This is a genomic window from Ruegeria sp. AP7 (genome assembly GCF_056539905.1).
Genome location: NZ_JBQFVT010000002.1, coordinates 307,333 through 325,534 on the forward strand (window position 1 = coordinate 307,333; position 18,202 = coordinate 325,534).

An 18,202-nucleotide genomic window follows, 5' to 3' on the forward strand; every position below is an offset into this window, starting at 1 on the left:
ACAGTTATTCAGCCGTCCAGTCACGCACGCCGGTGAATCCGGCATCCTGAAGCTTGCCGAGGTAAGCGGCCAGCATCTCTGTGCCCTGCTCGCCGTTATCGTTCAGCGTCGCGGCCCATTCCTGCGCGACATTCGGCATGGCGTTTGCCCAAGCGGCACGGTCTTCGTCCGAAACCTCAACGATTGTTCCACCCGCTTCTACATACGCATCCCGCGAAGCAGCGGCGCGGTCCATCGCGATGCCGGCAACATGGTCACGGTAGTCGATGGCGACGGCCTTTAACACTTCTTTGACTTCGTCCGGGAGGCTAGCCCAGTAGTCGGCATTGACGGTGATGGTCTTGGAATTCACTGCTCCCAGATCAGCCTTGAGCATGTACGGCGCTACTTCCGCGATCTTGAACGTCTTTGCGGCTTCGGGCCAAAGCATGCCGCAATCGACGAGGCCGGTTTGAAGCATGTTGTAGAAATCGGTTAGTCCCCCGCGTACACCGGCGGCATCCTTGATCCCTTCAAGATAACGCAGGTTCAGGCCTGCTCCCGCGATTTTGCGGCCCTCAAGATCGGCAACCGAAGAAACAGGTTCCGTGCAGAAGATTTGATAGGTGTCGAGCACAACGCCGGTAGCAAGATAAACCTGGTTCTGTGCGGCGAACTCGTTTTGCATCGCCGGGTATTCACGAGCGATTTCATCAACAGCCTTGGCGACGGCGCGGGAATCCGATGCCACAAAAGGTGTCGAGCCCGATATTCCTTGGCTGGGAAGCTTCGAAGAATGGAAGATTGTGGTAACGATGCCAATGTCCCCTAATCCCAGCTGAATACCTTCCAGAACACCCTTGGGCTTGACGATCGAACCGCCGTAGTTCTCTTGCCAGCTCATCTTGTAGTTGCCGGAATCGGCCAACCGCTTGTCTACTTCTGGAATGAAGAAGTTGGTGAATTCTTTCACCCACAACGCGCGGTCGGGATAGCCATCAATTACGACAGCAGAGATGGTCTCTTCTGCCGCGAGGGGCATCGCCATGGCGCCCGCCAGAGCAGCGCCCACTAGGCTGCGTTTGGTCCAGTTTTTCATTTCTCTCCTCCCAGAAAGTTGGGTCTTTTGTCTTTATTTGTTTGTTTTGACCCAGTTGACGGTCAGGTCAGTGCCTGCCGCTTCGAACAGTTTTGCAATGGCGCAATACTTGGCTGTCTCCTCGCCCACGAGTGTCAGCTCCTCCTGACTGGCGGGTGTCTCACAATTCACGGTGAGTTCGATTTCCGGAAACGGAACATCAATCTCCTCTTCCATCAGGACACCGCGCCGATCCAACCTGCATTTCGCGTCAATTGTCACAGTGCCGAGGTCAACCCCCAACCGATGTGCGTTCTTGTGCCCGATGACATTCGTACAGGCGATCAGGGCTGCCATTGCGGTTTCGGTCGGAGACGGACCAAGATTTGTCCCACCGCGTTCGACGGGTTCATCGACAACAACATCAAGATCGCGAATTGGTATCTCAGTCCGCGCATGAGTGGGGCATTGAGCTGTCGTGCGGTAAGTCACGACGGGTTTCACTTTCATAGCCACAGCGCCACCTCCTCATGCATAAGAGCAAACCTTTTCGAATGGAAAACGTGGAAGCTTCTGGAACAATCCGGTCTCGTCCGCGTAGCCCAGATTGCAAAGAAAATTGGACTTGAGCGTCGTGCCGGCGAAGAACTCCTCATCGACGATCTTGTTCGAAAAACCTGACATGGCGCCGACGTCCAACCCGACAGCCCGGGCCGCAATCATGAAGTAAGCGCCCTGAAGCGTGCCATTTCGAAAGGCCGTGTCTGCCACGTAGTCGGGCTTGTTTTCGAACAATGGCCGACGGTCTTCGTGCGGGAAAAGAAAGGGCAGTTCCTTCCAGAAGTCCATGTCATAGGCAATGATCGCAGTGACCGGCGCATCCATCATCTTTGGCACATTCTTCGGCTTCAAAGACTTTGCAAGCCGCTTTTTCCCTTCGGGACTTTTCACGAAAATGAAGCGCGCGGGCAACGTATTCATGCTGGTCGCGCCGTTGATCGTGATGTCATAGATCTCTTCAAGTATGTCGTCAGAAACAGGCTTGTTGGTCCACGCGTAGTGCGATCTGGATTCGCGCAGGATCAAGGCGATCGCGTCATCCGACAAGCGTGGAATGCGCTTGCGCAGATCGCGGTGATCTTGCTGCGCCTTGGCACGAAGCGCCTCCAGCTCTGCTCCGGTTGGTGCGCTCATGCGGCAGCCACCTTGGACTTGGCGTCCTTTTCGTCAATGATTGGGCTGGCGCAGATTCCGATGCCTTCAATCTCGACCTCAACGGTTTCGCCGGGCTTCAACCAACGGGGATTGGGCTTTTTGGCGTGTCCGACACCAGGCGGCGTACCTAGCGCAATCAGATCCCCCGGCTCCAGAGTGGTATATTCCGAAATCGTCGCGATGACCTGACGGACACCCCAGATCATATTGGCTGTGTTCGAGCTTTGCAGGATTTCGTCACCCACACGGCTTTCGATCTTCAGACCTGATGCCCCTTCGGGCAACTCCTCCGGCGTTACGGTAAATGGACCAATCGCGCCCGTATCATCAAAGTTTTTGCCGGGCGTCCACTGAACGGTTTTGCGCTGATAGTCCCGCAGCGAACCATCGTTGAATACAGTGTAGCCAAAGACATAGCCCAGTGCGTCCTGCTCCGAGATATGGCGGCCGCGTTTTCCAACGATCAGCATAAGTTCGGCTTCGTAATCGAGCTTCTGGGAACAGGCAGGCCGTACCATAGGTTGCCCTGCCGCCATGATCGAATTCTTCCCGCGCATGAACAGCGTCGGATATTCCGGGATGTCATACCCGCCTTCCTTGATGTGGTCCGTGTAGTTCAACCCCATGCAAATGATCGTTCCGGGAGCAGCAACGGGCAATGCCGGAGGGATGGAAGACACGGGCACACTGTCTGCCGCGTCAATTTTGCTGGCAAGCGAGTCGGCCAGTTCAGGCTTGGCTATCAAACCCATCAAATCCGAACCGACGGCAGGGTCCAAAGCCGTTAGATTCACTGCGTTTTCACCGTCTACAGCAAAAACCGCTGTGCCTTCCGAAGTCTCTCCCACCAGGTATTTCATTTTCACCATCCATGTCAGTTCGCTTGATTTTTGCCGACTATTTTGCCATATGTCAAATAATATCGATATTTTTGGAGGCAGCAAATGGTTGCTTGGGCAGACTACAAATCAGAAGCAAAAAGCCGCGGTGCGCTTGCTTTGGAGCTTTACGTCGCGCTGAGCACGCCAGCCAAAGCGCCGGGTGATGTAAAGGCGTCACTGCCTGATCACTTGGCGTATCAGACGCAGCTGGAACGTTTGGGGCAGCTGGCTTTTGCAGGCCCCATGTCGGATGAAACCGGCGAGCATATGCAGGGGATGGGACTGATCATCTATCGCGCCGACAGCCTTGAATCCGCCCGGAAGCTGGCCGAAGACGATCCGATGCACAAAAGTGGGGCACGTAGTTTTGTACTTCGGCGCTGGTTGATCAACGAAGGCTCGCTGAACCTTTCAGTTGGTCTATCGACTGGAACGAGTGCCTTCAGTTAAGTGCACTCAAGAGTATTTGCCGCGAAATAGGAACAGTCGGATATGGACGCCATGCTTGATACTGAGGGCAAAGAGACATCAGCCACTCATGGAGCGTATCGAAGGCTCCGCGAAATGATCCTGACCGGAGAATTACCTCCGGGACAAAAACTCAAGATCGAACAGCTTCGCGGGCTTTTGGACACTGGCGCTAGTCCAGTTCGGGAAGCGCTTAGCCTTTTGACTTCGGACATGTTGGTCGAGCGGATTGATCAGCGCGGATTTCGGGCAGCGCCAGTCAGCAAGTGTAACTTTGAGGAAATCCTTCTGCTTCGATGCAACCTTGAAGAAACCGCATTGCGCGCTTCCATCGCCAATGCGGATGCGGCCTGGGAAGACCGGCTTGTCTTGCGTCACCATCATATGAAAAAGGCCAGCCAGAACGGGGCACAAGACTTTGAGGACGCTCACAAGGCGTTTCATATGGCCTTGTTGGACAATTCGAAACTGCCGTTGCTGCTGCGGTATTGCTCGCAGCTTTACGACCTGAACATTCGCTACCGCTATCTGGCGGCCGGCGGGTCGAGTTACAAGAAACGAGACATCGCCGCCGAACATCAGCAAATCTTGGACGCCGCATTAAATCACGACGCAGATGGCGCAACTCGGCACCTAATCGATCACTACCGCCGAACAGGTGAGTACCTTAGCAGCCAGATGGAGCCCTGAAATGCAGCAGAATTGGTTTCTGGGTGATCTACTAAACCAATTGCTGGACCGTCCCAACAAAAGGCGTGGCAAGGATGACAAACGGTCCATTTCCGAACTATGTGAGGCGCTTTTATCTGCGGAAGGTGAAGTTTCAGGATTCACGCTCGCGTCTACGATCCTTGAGCGCTACCACACTCTGAATGATGCGGAGAAACTAGACTTTTTTGTCTATTTGAATGACCAACTTGAGTTGGACGCAAATCAGCTTTCTGAAGCAGCCCGCCTCTACGCCAGCGACAAAAGTGTCAAACTTTATCAAAGGCTTAGTGAAGCTTCAGAGCCACGACGGCAAGAGTTATTGCGACGGCTGAACCAGCCGTCTGGTGCGACGCAGGAACTTGTAGCCATGCGCGTTGATCTGCTGCGCTTTCTCAAATCCAAACCGGAACTCAAGCGAACGGATATCGATTTCGTCCATCTATTGCGCAGCTGGTTCAACCGAGGCTTTCTGGTCCTCAAGCAAATTAGCTGGGACACCCCTGCCCGCGTTCTGGATAAGATCGTCGCCTATGAAGCGGTGCACCAGATCAACGATCTGGACGACTTACGGCGAAGGCTCTACCCGCCAGACCGTCGTTGTTTTGCGTTCTTCCACCCCTCGATGCCAGATGAGCCACTGATTTTTGTTGAGTTTGCTCTGACCGCTGAAATCCCGAATGCAATAGATACGCTTCTATCCGAAGCACGAGAACCGATCGAAACCGAGCAGGCAAAGGTCGCGGCGTTCTATTCCATCTCAAACTGCCAAAAGGGTTTGGCGGGCATCAGCTTTGGGAATCTATTGATAAAGCAGGTTGTGACCGAGCTTTCGCGGGAGCTTCGCGGGCTTGATACCTTTGTGACATTGTCGCCGATACCGGGGTTAAACCGGTGGTTGTCTGGTGAAACAGACAACCCGGAACACGGCCATGCCGCCGAGGCCGTGCTTGCAGAAACAGCGACACCGCAGGACGTGCGCGCGATGGCCGCCCGGTACTTGATGTTCGCCAAGCGCGAAGATGGAATGCCACTGGATCCTGTAGCGCGGTTTCATCTTGGGAATGGTGCCGAGCTTCATGAACTGCATTCTCAAGCAGATCTGTCGCCAAACGGACGCGCTCAGTCCGGAGGCGCGATGGTCAACTACCTTTACGATTTGAACAAAACAGAACGTTACCACGAAGAATTCGCGACACGTGCCACGATCCAAGCCTCGCGTTCAATTCGCGCGGCTTCAACTGCGACGCTTGCGGTAAAGCCTAGGGAAAATACAGCGTGACTAATACACTTTACGACAGTTTGTTTGCCCGCCACGAGGGCAACACGGCTCCATTCCTGCAACTCGATAATGGCCAGGTGGTCACTTATGATGAGTTTCTGCAGCGCACCGCGCAAATCGCGCATGTCTTGCAGAACAGCGGAGTTTCCCCTGGCAGTCGCATCGTTGTGCAAGCGCCCAAGCAGGCCGACACGATTGCGCTCTATGCCGCTTCGGTTCAGGCAGGTGCTGTCTACCTGCCCCTAAACACTGCCTATACCATGGCGGAGTTGGACTATTTCATCTCTGATGCGCAACCTGCGTTAATCGTTTGCGACAGCCACGACAAAGTTGAATTCGAACAATTGGCGACCCGGTCTGGTGTAAAGCTGCTGACCTTGGGCGGCGAAAATCCAAGCTTGAGCCGCGAAGCGGACGCACAGCCTTGTGTATTCGAAACTGTGGATCGCGCGCCTGACGACCTCGCGGCGCTTCTTTACACATCAGGTACCACGGGCCGGTCCAAGGGCGCGATGCTCAGCCACCGAAACCTGCTGTCCAATGCCCAAGCCCTTGTGGATTTGTGGGGTATCACCAACGCTGATCGCTTGATTCACGCGTTACCCATCTTTCACACGCACGGGCTTTTCGTGGCGATGAACACATCACTACTCGCCGGCTCCAAAGTGCGGCTGATGAAAAAATTCGACACTGGTATGATCTTGGAGGAATTGCCCCACTCGACCCTTCTAATGGGAGTCCCCACTTTTTATACCCGATTGCTGGCCGATGAAGGTTTCACCGATGAGATCACAGAGAACATGCGTCTGTTTGTTTCCGGCTCAGCCCCGTTGCTGGCAGAGACCCATGTGGCGTTCGAAACGCGCACGGGCCACCGTATCCTTGAGCGCTACGGTATGACCGAAACGAACATGAACACCTCTAACCCTTATGGCGGTGAGCGTCGCGCGGGAACTGTTGGTATGGCCATACCCGGCACTGAGGTGATCGTAACCAACCCTGAAACTGGAGAACCGCTGCCCCAGTGCGAGATCGGAATGATCGAAGTACGTGGCCCCAATGTTTTTCAGGGCTATTGGCAAATGCCCGAAAAAACGGCTGAAGAGCTTCGAGAAAATGGATTTTTCATTACCGGAGATCTGGGCCAATACAGCGAGGATGGCTACCTGTCGATTGTAGGTCGGTCAAAAGACCTGATCATCACTGGTGGTTACAACGTCTACCCTAAAGAAATTGAAGACGTTTTGAACGATGTCGATGGCGTTCAGGAATCGGCGGTTTTCGGCGTCCCCGACAAAGACTTCGGTGAAGCAATCATTGCCGCTCTGGTTGCCGAGCCTGGAGCACAGCTTCAGGTGGAACAGATCGAGTCAATCATCAGAAACAAGCTGTCGCGATTCAAACATCCTCGCCGCTACGAACTCGTCCAGGAGTTGCCGCGAAACACTATGGGAAAAATTCAAAAGAACGCGCTGCGCGAACTGTACGCGAACAAGGAACGGTCACCGGCGTTATCTTAGGAAGCCCAGCTAGACGCTCAATCAAATCAAGACCTTCAGATCGGATACTACCCACCCTTCAGACTGCCAAACTCATTAGGAGATCTACAATGACTCGCATGACGGCAAAAGACTTCGACCAAGAACTTCTGGACCTGTATGACTTTTACGCGCACGGCAAGATCACCAAGCGCCAATTCCTGGACCGCGCAGGCAAGTTCGCGGTCGGCGGCGTGACAGCGGTCGCGCTGCTGAACATGCTCAGCCCGAACTACGCGATGGCTCAGCAAGTGTCGTTCAACGATCCCGATATCCACGCGGACTACATCACCTACCCTTCACCGAATGGAACCGGTGATGTTCGCGGCTACCTTGTCCGACCCGCCGGCGTTGAAGAGCCCCTGCCCGCGGTATTGGTAATCCACGAAAACCGCGGCCTTAACCCCTACATCGAAGATGTGGCGCGCCGATTGGCGAAGGCCGGGTTTATGGCACTGGCCCCCGACGGTCTGACGTCAGTGGGAGGGTACCCAGGCAACGACGCGGATGGGCGCGAGCTGCAAAAGACAGTGGACCGGGTCGAATTGATGAACGATTTCTTCAATGGATTTGAATACCTATTGAACCGAGATGATTGCACTGGAAAGGTCGGCGCTGTCGGTTTCTGCTACGGCGGCGGTGTGGTCAGCGCAATTGCTGTGGCCTATCCCGAACTGGCCGCTGGTGTCCCGTTCTACGGACGCCAGCCAGCAGTTGAGGATGTGGCCAAAATTCAGGCGCCGTTGCTTGTTCAGATGGGTGAGCTTGACGAACGCATCAATGCGGGCTGGCCAGATTTTGAGGCCGCCCTGCAGGCCAACGAAAAGGTATACGAGGCCTATATCTACGAAAACGCCAACCACGGTTTTCATAATGACAGCACGCCACGCTATGACGAGGAGATGGCAAACCTGGCCTGGGACCGCACAATTGAATGGTTCAAAACCTATCTGAAGTAACTATATTGTACGGCGAAGAGAGCATTGTGTTTTCATCGCTTCGTCGCATCTCAAGTTTTACCGGAGCCAAGCCATGTGAAACCCGAGTATTCAAACTCTCATGATCAGAGAGGCCGATAGGAACCCTTGGCTTGTTGACGGCTTGGATAGAAAAAAGACATCACCTTTAACAGAAGCGTTCGTTGGCGGGGTACAAAACCACTGGTTGTTTACTGAATAACACCGAAGCACGAGCGTCCTGTGGGAGCTATGTGAAGCGTTCTCTGGTTGAGTGGTTGGTTTTTTCAGAGTATCGCGAGCGCAATCACTGGCCCTGCCTGAATTCAACCTTTGACCATGTGTATGGAACACCTGACATGATCGCCAAGGCAGCAATTGCAAATCCAATGAACCACCGTGACCGCTTTAAACAGATGGCAAACCCAATCAGATCAGAATTGCGAGCAATTTGGCAATACTGCTTGCTTCCCGGAGGAAGCACCCAGCGTCTGGATCAATCCAGGACAGGTCAAAACCGTGCCTCTGAAGTCAGGGCTCAAGATCACCTTTTGTCGAATGAGCTGTCAGGCTCTCCGACCAAACAGTTGAGCACCCACGGGTAACTTGTCGTGACATAGAATCCGTACTGGCCATCTGCAGTCATGCCATTGCACTCATCCAGATCGCCCGTCCCGATAAACTCGTAGTCGTCAATGTATGTCCCGTCTGGGGTGCCACCCAGCCCGTTAGGCGGCGCAGGCCGAGGCGTAGTTTTGAGTTGGTAGCCGGAAATCGCAGGTCTTATCGTACCATCCAACGAAAAAAGTCTATACAATGCACCCAACGGATTGCGGCTAGTTCCGCATGGTCGCGAAGGTTGACATTCGTGTTGAATCGCAAGTTTTGCAATCATTGGATGTTTGTCGACATCGCAACGAACCGCGAACATCGCTGGAGGGGTGTTATGTGAAGCGATCTCTGGTTGAGTGGCCAACTCCCCTGCGGATCAAACGAACCATTAATTTAATCGCCGGATAGCAGTCATTGATCCTGCGCGCGGAGAACGTCTGTTTGGAGCCAATACCAACGAATGCTGCACTTGATATCAGCGGCGGCGATGGGCGCATACCGGACTTTGCGATGTTGGGCTGCAATCCCGAAGACCGACATTATCGTGGCGTGAAGCAATTGGCAGTCACAATTTGGAACGGGCGAACTACAACGCCTCTGGGTGACGCTTGGAGAAGCGGCTCTTATGCGCGCAATTGACAAAGCTTTCGGCGCCTTCACCAATTCAAAATGTCAGCCGCGCTCGTAACCCAAGAACAGTCACCGTACCGTCGCTTGAATTAAATGCTGGATTATCCAAGTACTGTATACTTGGAGTAATCGCGAAGTTCTGAGCGACCTTCCAGCGATAGAAAGCTTCGACTGCGACTTGGTCTTCATCTGAATTCGGTGGACGACCCCAACTAGCGCCAAGCCCCACTTCACTCGCGCGGAAAACGCCCTTCGTAATACCCGCGGCTGCGTATCTTTGGTACGGTGTGCTGGCATCTTCGTTTGCCCATGCAAGTCGGGCAAAAGTTCCAATGCGCGAATTTTCGAACGTATAGCTGCCTGTTAGGCCCACACCGTAATTTACATCGTCGGTGTGCCAAAGAGCTACGTGAACGTTGTTGAACAAAAACGAAGCATCGGACACGCTTTGGTCGGTCCACCCAAACTCAAGAGCTTTGAAGTAGTCGCCATCACCAAGAGTATCAAAGCTCAAGCTATCGTACTGGCCGTTCGCATCCATAACCATGCCCAAAACATAGAAGTTGGTGCGTGGAATACCGATGTACCCCGAGATTCCAAACGAACCGGCCGACGGATAGCCAATAGTAGGGTTCAAGATAATACTGTTGTTCTGAAACGACGTAAGGTTGTCGGAGTATGGCGTAATGTCGAACTGCGAGAAGGCACTCATGTATCCGACGCTTACCTCAATCGGAGTATCCCCAGCGTCTAATCTTTGCCGCCACTTTAAGACTGTAATACCCCATTGCTGGTCAGACCAATCCGGCGCAGTGGTTCCTACCCATCCGAAATTTAGCGCAAGTGCTTCGGGCGGTAATTCGCTTCCTATTTTGTGGCGGTTTTCAATTCTGAAATCCAAAGTACCTTTTCGTGATGGATTCGACCGGTTGAACAAATTCCAAGAAAAGAAGGCTCTGAAAATACCACCTACGGCATCAGTTTCATCAAAACTGTTATCGGACCACTGGGCGTTAAAGTTGTAGTCGAAGCCTAGTTTGAAGCCATATCGTTCAGCCAGCCCAGCCTTCCAATCGAACCAAGGTTGAAGTGCGCGGTCGATAGAAGGAAAATCGAAAGCGGTTTCCTTAGGTGTTTCTATTTCTTCCAATGTGCCTGTAACCGTAGCTGAGCCAATAGGAATGTTGGTCACTTCTTCCTCTGGATTGTCGGTACGTTCGGCGTGCGCCACGCAAGGTGCGGTCGCTATTAGCAGCGCTATGAACGTAGAGCGAACGTAAGTGTATCGGCGGTTCAGATTTGCCCCCAACGTCAATGATACGCGTAACGGATTTTGCTTGGTCACTGCCACAATCCTAGATTCCCCTCGCGACGAGCCTCGCCGAGAGTGTCACATCTTGTTGTATTTACATGATACCGAGGAAAGGCTTGCGAAGCGTTCCATCGTAAACCCACTTTGTAAGTGTTGTATAATCCCAGACAGGCATACGAACAGCGTCCTGAACCTTGTAGGCGGCAGGCGGAAGTTCCGTACATTCCAAGAGAATTGATCGAATGCCCGGGTTTTCAGCCACCAAAGATCTTGCACCTTCGACTATCTCTTCCTCTAGGGCCAACATGTTGTAATTGCCTGTAAGGTTGAGAATTTTCTGCATCTCAGTGCCGTCTTCCAGCCCCCTGATGACGATGCGCTCAGCCTTCTGTTGTGGGGTAACTCCACAGTTCTCTATAGCAGGTGCCTTAGCCAGGGTCTCACCGTTTGCAGTAATGACACCAATCTTGTACCGCTCTGGCAAACTCGCAAGCATTGCCGGCAACTGTAAAAGGCTGGTGGAGTACAGAGGCGTTTCAATCTGCTCAGCGATTGCTTTTTGGTAAGTTCCGTAAAACCCGCAATTTGCCATGATGGCTCTGACACCTTGCAACTCTAGCCATTTCGCGGCCTTGACCATTTCGGCAGTAAATGACTCTGTAGGCTCATCTGCGAGAATGTCGTAAACATTTGGCGGCACAGCCTCGCGGTAGAGCATTGGAAAGTCAAAGGTTGTGGCGTTGCCCATATTTCCGGGCGCCATCGGAAGATAAGCTCGGGCCTGGATAAGGCCTATTGTTACTCCAGCAACATTGCGACCGAACCACCAGTCGATTTCTGAGTTCTTCCCGGACGTATAGTCCGGCACATAGTAATCACTCGTGCGTTTTCCAGGTGTAAGCTGTTCCGAGGGTGTATTGTACCAATCCGGCACTTCCGCAGGTGGGTCAGGGGTGTACAGCGCCTGGGCTTGAGCGTCGCGGGTGGCGGCAACAAATCCGGCTGTCAGGGCGGCCGCGCTCCCCGCTTTTAGAATATCGCGACGAACAATTGAACTTGGTGCCCCGTCGTCAGGTCGAATATCCGCGTCGGGGGTCTCGTTGATTTCTTGGAAGCGAACCTTTTTGTCGCTTGCATTGGTGGGATTCTCGGTCACAGTGATTCCTCCGTTTAGCGAAAAGCGCGGTGCCGGATGGGTCGCGGGCAGCAGCCGCAATGAGACACATCATAAGGTTAACTATGACAGTTCTGGTCGCGCTCAGCCTGACGATTTCGATCAAGGCAATGCGATTATTGACGGAAATCATCAGGGCGGCGACAATAAATCATATTCTGATGTCATAATGGTTATGTGGATCATGGACCTTGCATATTTCGAGGATCAGGCATGAGCGGCCCAACGCAACCCCTGATCCGGCTATCAACGGGCAAGCCAGCGCTTTCCGCGCTGGATGCCGTTTATGATCGCTCTGACGAATTTCTCACACGGATTGGATTGGCCCGAGAGTCCTTCGATAATCCGGAAATATTCGTTCATGCAATCGTCATGTACCAGTTCTTTGAGGAGGCAGCCTCCGCGACTGAAGACCCATTCTTTTTGGCAAAGATCGGCAAAATGATAGCGGGATCAAAGTGGCCCCCTTTGATTGAGGCCGCAGACTGCGCTGTTACATTGGGATCGTTCCTCACCAAATTGGTTGTGGTGGCAACAGACCATTCGAGCTCCACCGAGCATCACTTGGACGTAAGCGGCAAATCAGGCTTCCTGTTTGGTCGCAGATTTTACGACACTCCGTTCGTACCAGCCCAGATAGATGGGTTCTTTGCGGCGATGTTCGGAGAAATTATTAAGCGATCCGTCGGCGAAAAATGGAGCCCTGATGACGTGTTGGTCACTATAAGCGACCCAAACGCACTTCCGTCCGAATTTCTTGGATGTTCGGTTTTGGCTGGAGATCGACGTGGGCATCGCGTTGCTTTCCCAGCAATCTGGCTAACGGAGCCATTTTCTTCCGATGACTTTTTCAAAGGACCAAGTGAACGATCTGGAACGTCGCTACCTCCGAAGCGAGTAATTGTCAGTGTTCGAGAAGCTCTCAAACCACACATTGGCGTACGGCCATTAAACAATGAAATTGCAGCAGGTATCTGTGGTCTTTCAGAGCAGCAACTGTCACGCAAACTTCGCAAGGAAGGCACAAGCTTGGGCAAGTTGATTGCTGAATTGAAATGTGAACATGCAGAAATGCTTCTGTCTCAGCATAAGGCCAGCGTAGCAGAAGCCGCAGAGGTGCTAGGGTATTCCGACGCAACCAGTTTCGCTCATGCCTTTCGTGGTTGGACAGGTAAGGCACCGAGTGACCTAAAAAAGCAGCGTGAAAACTAGGTGCCTTCAATCTTAGAAAATTAGCGCATAACTCAACTGGAAGAGGCCATTAAGTCCGAAAGGCGAATAGTCGGCTCAGGATATGAAGGTCAGTACTTAGCCAAATAGTCTTCCAAAATAATGACCGGTTCCAGTCGCATTCTGGGCATTCGACAATGGCGCTCTGATGGCCGCGTCGACCCGGAGCGCCTCTGGGTTTGAAATCGGAACTCTGCTAAGTCGCCAAGAGCAGCGCATCGAAGGAGCACATCATGGAGATTCACCGCGTCGGGGACCGGCCCTCTCAATTTCCCGGCAATGAGTATTTCACCGGTACGGTCCGCTTTGATCCCGTTGTGACAGGGAATGATCCCTCGCTGGTCAAAATCCTTACGGTGACTTTTGAGCCCGGCGCACGGACAGCTTGGCACACGCACCCTGCCGGTCAAACGCTGCATGTTTTGTCGGGCTTGGGCCTGGCTGGGTCTGAGGGGCAGCCAGTGCAGGTGTTGCGCCCTGGTGATACGGTGTGGTTTTCGCCAGGAGAGCGGCATTGGCACGGCGCGTCGCCAAACTGTGCGATGACCCATCTGGCTGTGCAGACCTCTGTCGAGGGCAAGACTGCGGATTGGATGGAGCATGTCTCAGACGAGGATTACAGCGCAGCCCGCGCAGAATGAAGCGTTTGAGCCCTACCGAGCAAGTCGCAGCAGAGTAACCCCTTCTACGCCCATTCATAGAGGGGTTAACGGATTTTTTCATCTCGTGACAGGCGCGGCCCTCGTTTCGTCCCTGAGAGGCAGGCACAGCGCGTTTTCACTTTTCGGGATTTCTGGCCCCCTCAGCCACCCATTTACCCTGCAAAATCCCATCGCCGGAGAATGTCTCTCGTCCGTGCCATTTTCTGCGCGTTGGCCACAACCTCATGCGCTCCGTCGCGCACCTCCTCTTCGAGCAGAAAAGGCTCCTCGTACCCACATGCATTACAGGCAGCTTTCTCACCTGTAATCACCGTATCCGGCGATCCGCATTCTGGGCATCGTGCCTGGACGTCATCGTTGAACATATCGCGACCTCTCCTTCCTTTACCGATTGCCAGAACCGGGTCCGCCCGCCAACATCGTTGATTGGCGCATCCGCTTGAACTCGTCTGGGGTGACGGTTCCGCTGCTGACATCGATATCTTTTGGGATCCGCGCTCTCTTGTGTCCGATCGCGCGAACGCTGCCCCTTGTGATCTCCAGACAGGTTGACTCGTAACATGTAAGCCCGCTTGTGTTGATTTGGATGGCAGTCTGACCATTCGCGTCAGTGACCAATGGAGCCTGAGGAGGTGGGCTGCACGCTGAAACCAGCAACGCGAACCCAAAATAAATCCATCTGTTCATACGAAATTCCCTTTTTCTCTAAAATAGGATGGCAGCTGTTCAGTCAAATCTGTCGAGTGTCAGCTTCGAGCGCATCGAAGACGCTCTCGAAATATCATCGCATGACCGCATCGAGTCCAAAGCGGACCAGCACCAAAACCCGTAATGTTCTCGCACGGACGAAAATTTCAAACGTTGGTCAATTTTACCATAGTAGCAGGCTTGCTTTTTGCGCCTCGAAACCTTTTGGCGTCGGAAAAAGCGAGCGCATCCTAGCAACAAGTTCGATCTCACCATCCAGCATCTTTCGGACAGTGTTTAACCAGTTATTGAAGGTTTCAGATTCCCAATGATCTTGGACCGCGGCTTCGTTCCTGAACACTTCGTAGAAATAGAAACGATTTGGGTTTGTTTCATCAACCATAATATGAAACTGGAAAACTTCTGGTTCTTCACTGACAACATTTTGCGCTTGGAAGATGCTGGCGTCCAAAAAGGGCTGCCGATACTCAGGTTTTACGTTGATCACGAAGAACCCACCAAACATTGCATCGTCCATATTTGTCTCCTTCAGTGACGTAAAAGCGGCGAAGGTCGCAAAACACACCTGTCCTGCTGGAAGGCGTTAACCTACAGCACTGCGATACCCATGAACCTAAGCGGGTATCCTTTCTTTATCTGCTTCACCCCATCCTAGCGCGCGTGCAAGTTCGTGTGACATTGCGGTAAGTGTATGGCCAATCTTTTCTCGCCTCGAAGGTGTAAACACCCGGAGAGACGCCGTAGCGCCGATTGAAAGCGTCGCACCAACACCTGTCTTGGTCAGCGTTGTTGCGACAGAACTGATCCCGCGCTCGAGCTCTTCAACACATACGGCATACCCTTTGGCTCGAATGACATCGAGTTCCGCGGCCAGATCCTTAGGGTCTGTAATCGTGCGATCTGTGTACCGCTTAAGCTGCCCATCCAATCGGTCTTGAGACAGCAGCTCAGGCGACACGGCGGCGATTGCCTTGGCGCAAGAGCACGCGTGTATTGGTCGTTTGCCCATACCTGGATGAAGAAAAGACACGCCCGTCTGCGGTGTCTCCACATGAATAATCTCAACCCAATGGCCCCGTAGCCGAGACAAGAAAAACGCAGCGCCATAGTCATTCGCGGCGCCAGAGAGGGCAGGCGCAATCACTTGCAAAAGAGCGGGGTCAGAGTGATCGCTCAACGTGATACGCTTTAGCCTAATCCCAATCGCGAACTCACCGCGGGTTGGTGATTCAAGGAGGCCGGACAAAACAAGGTCTTGAACCAGCCTGTAGGCCGTAGGTTTAGGTATATCGGACTGGGCACAGATATCCGCTACGGACGCACGTCCTTTTTGACCCACGATTTCCAAAATCAGCGCTAATCGTTCGAGATGCATTTTTCTCACTTTATGATAATCAAGTTTTCGATATACGATACAATTTAGGGAATCAAGGGAGGAGCATACGATGGATGGACAATGCTGTGGACCGGGCTTCAAGAGTCCGCAAGAAGCCATCAAAGCCCCCCGAGAAAAGCTACTCTACACGATCGCCATCTACACCGGGACAGGGATCCAGAAACCTGATTACCTTGCTACAGTGGATGTCGACCCTGACAGCTCGACCTATTCTCAAGTAATCCATAGGCTGGAAATGCCGGGGATTGGGGACGAGCTTCACCACATGGGGTGGAACGCCTGTTCGTCCTGTCACGACGACGGCTCGATGTCCCGCAAATACCTGATCCTGCCGGGCGTACGCTCTAACAACCTTCACATCGTTGATACAGCCACTGACCCGCGTACGCCGCGGTTGCATAAGGTCATCGACGGTGCTGAAATCAAGGCCAAGGCAGATTTATCGGGCCCGCATACGGTGCATTGTTTGGGCTCGGAAATCATCATTTCCTTCCTTGGAAATGCCAAGGGTGAAGCTCCTGGAGGCTATCTGCATCTCGACAAAGAGTTCAACATCGTCGGTCGCTGGGAAACCTCGATGGGCGATATCAAGTTCGGCTATGACTTCTGGTACCAACCACGCCACAACGTGATGGTCAGTTCCGAATGGGCTGCGCCCAATACCTTCATGCCGGGCTTCGATCTGGAAGAAGTGGGCCATCTGAAATATGGGCGCGAGCTGCATTTTTGGGATTTCGAAAAGCGCAAACCGGTCGAAAGCTTCTATTTGGGTGAAGACGGGCTGTTGCCACTGGAAGTCAAGTTCCACCATGACCCCGACAGCACGCATGGGTTCTGTGGCGCAGCTCTTTCGACCAATGTGATCCATTGGTGGCAAGACGATGCTAAAAAGTGGCGGTGGGAAAAGATCATCGACGTGGAAAACGAGATGCACCCCGAATGGCCGATCCCGTTGCCGGGGGTTATGTCGGCGATCCTGATTTCGATGGACGACAAATACTTGTACCTGAACAATTGGCTGCATGGAGATATGCGCCAGTATGACATCACCGAACCGCATAATCCCAAGCTGACCGGCCAAGTGTTTATGGGGGGCCTTTTGGGTAAAGCTCCGATCGTAAACGGGGTCGAGGTCGCGGGTGGTCCGCAAATGTTCCAGCTCTCTCTCGACGGACGAAGGCTTTATGTCACGACCTCGCTGTTCTCGACTTGGGATAACCAGTTCTATCCCGAGATCCGCGAAAAGGGCGGGGTTATGGTAATGATCGATTGCGACCCTGAAAACGGTGGTATGAAGATCAACGAGGATTTCATCGTGGACTTCGGCAAAGAACCGAATGGTCCATCGCGCTGTCACGAGAGCCGGTATCCGGGCGGTGATTGCACAAGCGACATCTGGCTATGACTATGTATACCGTGACGATCGCGAACAGAGATGGCGCGCAATACTGTGTGGATGCGCGGCGTCCTCTTCTGGAAACGCTGAGAGAACAGGGCGTCAACTTGCCTTTTGGGTGCAAGTATGGCGGCTGCATTACATGCGCGGCAAAGCTAAAGACTGGCGCGATCGATCAACGCCGACAGGTTGCGCTGAATAATCGGCAAATCGCGAACGGCTATGTGATCCTTTGCGTGGCACGTCCGACATCCGACATCACGCTTGAGATCGGGGTCGAGAGCCATGACAAGCTGTACCGCAATCCGTTTCTCGACCCTCTCAAACCCCACGAACTCAAGGCTGACATTGCGACGCCGAAGGAAGGTTAACCGATGCCCGAAGCAGATATCGACCGCATCTACGATTACGACCCCAAATACCTCGCAGACATCCTGCAGTCGGTAAAAACCATTGCAATGGTGGGGGCTAGCGCGGACAAAACAAAATTCAGTTATGGCGTTCTGCGACAGCTCAGTGAAATCGGCTATGATATTGCACCGGTGAATCCTAACCCGAATGTTTCGGAAATTAGAGGACTCAAGGTCTACCACTCGCTGGAAGAGATCGACAAACATGTTGATATGGTTGACGTCTTCCGCCCAAAGGAAGAGTTGTATGGCTTTGCCGAGAAGGCTATCGCAATCGGGGCAAAAGTTCTTTGGGGTCAAATCGGTGTGTACGACGATCAAGCAGCGCAGCTCGCCGAAGCGGCAGGCCTTAAAGTCGTGATGAACCGATGCCCCAAGATTGAACTCTTCCGCCCTTTTTGGAAGCCGCGCCTGGACCTAAAGATATGATGGAAATTCGATTGGTAGCGGCCTCCTCAGCATCCAATGAGGGTGCCAATTGAGATAATGAGCTTACGGAAGAGAAGACAAGTCATCCTGTCACTCTACACAACCGTCTAGTGTCAGGCCTATTTTTCTGCATGGGCG

The 18,202-nt window shown here is 53.1% G+C and carries 21 protein-coding genes; 11 read left to right on the plus strand and 10 right to left on the minus strand.

Features of this window, described 5'->3' with window-relative positions; translation table 11 throughout:
* Window positions 1-4 precede the first annotated feature (4 nt).
* Genes ACR0KN_RS06375 through ACR0KN_RS06390 form a run of 4 tightly spaced genes read right to left on the minus strand, consistent with a single transcriptional unit; the run spans window position 5 to window position 3,132 of the window.
* Window positions 5-1,078 (minus strand): C4-dicarboxylate TRAP transporter substrate-binding protein, encoded by a 1,074-nt coding sequence (locus tag ACR0KN_RS06375; protein WP_170542704.1) that lies wholly within the window; start codon window positions 1,076-1,078, stop codon window positions 5-7.
* 33 nt (window positions 1,079-1,111) lie between these two features.
* Entirely contained in the window at window positions 1,112-1,567 is a 456-nt protein-coding gene (locus ACR0KN_RS06380) for an OsmC family protein (protein WP_480610145.1), read from the minus strand.
* 18 nt (window positions 1,568-1,585) lie between these two features.
* The gene (locus ACR0KN_RS06385) at window positions 1,586-2,251 is read right to left on the minus strand and encodes a malonic semialdehyde reductase (protein ID WP_480652240.1); all 666 of its coding nucleotides are present in this window, start codon (window positions 2,249-2,251) and stop codon (window positions 1,586-1,588) included.
* Complete coding sequence (locus tag ACR0KN_RS06390) at window positions 2,248-3,132, minus strand: fumarylacetoacetate hydrolase family protein (protein WP_480652242.1); 885 nt, start codon at window positions 3,130-3,132, stop codon at window positions 2,248-2,250. The genes ACR0KN_RS06385 and ACR0KN_RS06390 overlap by 4 nt, the downstream gene beginning before the upstream one ends.
* Window positions 3,133-3,216: 84 nt before the next feature.
* On the opposite strand from ACR0KN_RS06390, the gene ACR0KN_RS06395 reads away from it, so the two are divergent.
* The 5 genes from ACR0KN_RS06395 (at window position 3,217) to yghX (ending at window position 8,108) form a co-directional block, all read left to right on the plus strand.
* A complete protein-coding gene (locus ACR0KN_RS06395; protein WP_170475494.1) occupies window positions 3,217-3,603 on the plus strand; it encodes a YciI family protein in 387 nt (128 codons plus the stop codon).
* 51 nt (window positions 3,604-3,654) lie between these two features.
* A complete protein-coding gene (locus tag ACR0KN_RS06400; protein ID WP_480652244.1) occupies window positions 3,655-4,311 on the plus strand; it encodes a GntR family transcriptional regulator in 657 nt (218 codons plus the stop codon).
* A 1-nt stretch (window position 4,312) separates the two neighbouring features.
* The gene (locus ACR0KN_RS06405) at window positions 4,313-5,611 is read left to right on the plus strand and encodes a malonyl-CoA decarboxylase (protein WP_480652246.1); all 1,299 of its coding nucleotides are present in this window, start codon (window positions 4,313-4,315) and stop codon (window positions 5,609-5,611) included.
* Window positions 5,608-7,131, plus strand: coding sequence for a malonate--CoA ligase (locus ACR0KN_RS06410; RefSeq protein ID WP_480652248.1), 1,524 nt, complete (start codon window positions 5,608-5,610; stop codon window positions 7,129-7,131). The genes ACR0KN_RS06405 and ACR0KN_RS06410 overlap by 4 nt, the downstream gene beginning before the upstream one ends.
* 89 nt (window positions 7,132-7,220) lie before the next feature.
* Window positions 7,221-8,108 carry a YghX family hydrolase gene (yghX, locus tag ACR0KN_RS06415; protein WP_480652250.1) on the plus strand — a complete coding sequence of 296 codons (888 nt, stop codon included), beginning with the start codon at window positions 7,221-7,223 and terminating at the stop codon, window positions 8,106-8,108.
* Window positions 8,109-8,649: 541 nt separating this feature from the next.
* Here yghX and ACR0KN_RS06420 read toward each other — a convergent pair.
* From ACR0KN_RS06420 to ACR0KN_RS06430, 3 genes are all read right to left on the minus strand, one after another.
* Window positions 8,650-8,922, minus strand: coding sequence for a YHYH protein (locus ACR0KN_RS06420; protein ID WP_480652252.1), 273 nt, complete (start codon window positions 8,920-8,922; stop codon window positions 8,650-8,652).
* Window positions 8,923-9,381: 459 nt separating this feature from the next.
* Complete coding sequence (locus ACR0KN_RS06425; RefSeq protein ID WP_480652254.1) at window positions 9,382-10,692, minus strand: carbohydrate porin; 1,311 nt, start codon at window positions 10,690-10,692, stop codon at window positions 9,382-9,384.
* 61 nt (window positions 10,693-10,753) lie between these two features.
* Complete coding sequence (locus ACR0KN_RS06430) at window positions 10,754-11,815, minus strand: aspartate/glutamate racemase family protein (RefSeq protein WP_480652256.1); 1,062 nt, start codon at window positions 11,813-11,815, stop codon at window positions 10,754-10,756.
* A 1-nt stretch (window position 11,816) separates the two neighbouring features.
* Here ACR0KN_RS06430 and ACR0KN_RS06435 point away from each other — a divergent pair, with 1 nt between their 5' ends.
* The 3 genes from ACR0KN_RS06435 (at window position 11,817) to ACR0KN_RS06445 (ending at window position 13,704) form a co-directional block, all read left to right on the plus strand.
* Entirely contained in the window at window positions 11,817-12,050 is a 234-nt protein-coding gene (locus ACR0KN_RS06435) for a hypothetical protein (protein ID WP_480652258.1), read from the plus strand.
* Window positions 12,047-13,045 (plus strand): helix-turn-helix domain-containing protein, encoded by a 999-nt coding sequence (locus ACR0KN_RS06440; RefSeq protein ID WP_480652260.1) that lies wholly within the window; start codon window positions 12,047-12,049, stop codon window positions 13,043-13,045. The genes ACR0KN_RS06435 and ACR0KN_RS06440 overlap by 4 nt, the downstream gene beginning before the upstream one ends.
* A gap of 251 nt (window positions 13,046-13,296) precedes the next feature.
* Complete coding sequence (locus tag ACR0KN_RS06445; protein WP_170475476.1) at window positions 13,297-13,704, plus strand: (R)-mandelonitrile lyase; 408 nt, start codon at window positions 13,297-13,299, stop codon at window positions 13,702-13,704.
* 173 nt (window positions 13,705-13,877) lie between these two features.
* Here ACR0KN_RS06445 and ACR0KN_RS06450 read toward each other — a convergent pair whose 3' ends face one another.
* The 3 genes from ACR0KN_RS06450 to ACR0KN_RS06460 all read right to left on the minus strand — a co-directional run bounded on the left by ACR0KN_RS06450 (window position 13,878) and on the right by ACR0KN_RS06460 (window position 15,808).
* The gene (locus tag ACR0KN_RS06450; RefSeq protein ID WP_480652262.1) at window positions 13,878-14,090 is read right to left on the minus strand and encodes a hypothetical protein; all 213 of its coding nucleotides are present in this window, start codon (window positions 14,088-14,090) and stop codon (window positions 13,878-13,880) included.
* A gap of 506 nt (window positions 14,091-14,596) precedes the next feature.
* Window positions 14,597-14,950: a putative quinol monooxygenase gene (locus ACR0KN_RS06455; protein WP_010437910.1), complete on the minus strand. Its 354-nt coding sequence runs from the start codon at window positions 14,948-14,950 to the stop codon at window positions 14,597-14,599.
* Between the two features lie 96 nt (window positions 14,951-15,046).
* Window positions 15,047-15,808 carry an IclR family transcriptional regulator gene (locus ACR0KN_RS06460; protein ID WP_480652264.1) on the minus strand — a complete coding sequence of 254 codons (762 nt, stop codon included), beginning with the start codon at window positions 15,806-15,808 and terminating at the stop codon, window positions 15,047-15,049.
* 70 nt (window positions 15,809-15,878) lie between these two features.
* Here ACR0KN_RS06460 and ACR0KN_RS06465 point away from each other — a divergent pair, with 70 nt between their 5' ends.
* Genes ACR0KN_RS06465 through ACR0KN_RS06475 form a run of 3 tightly spaced genes read left to right on the plus strand, consistent with a single transcriptional unit; the run spans window position 15,879 to window position 18,064 of the window.
* Window positions 15,879-17,234 carry a selenium-binding family protein gene (locus ACR0KN_RS06465; protein ID WP_480652266.1) on the plus strand — a complete coding sequence of 452 codons (1,356 nt, stop codon included), beginning with the start codon at window positions 15,879-15,881 and terminating at the stop codon, window positions 17,232-17,234.
* Entirely contained in the window at window positions 17,231-17,596 is a 366-nt protein-coding gene (locus ACR0KN_RS06470; RefSeq protein ID WP_480652268.1) for a 2Fe-2S iron-sulfur cluster-binding protein, read from the plus strand. Before ACR0KN_RS06465 ends, ACR0KN_RS06470 begins: the two co-directional genes overlap by 4 nt.
* Window positions 17,597-17,599: 3 nt before the next feature.
* The gene (locus tag ACR0KN_RS06475) at window positions 17,600-18,064 is read left to right on the plus strand and encodes a CoA-binding protein (RefSeq protein WP_480652270.1); all 465 of its coding nucleotides are present in this window, start codon (window positions 17,600-17,602) and stop codon (window positions 18,062-18,064) included.
* Window positions 18,065-18,202: the final 138 nt, after the last annotated feature.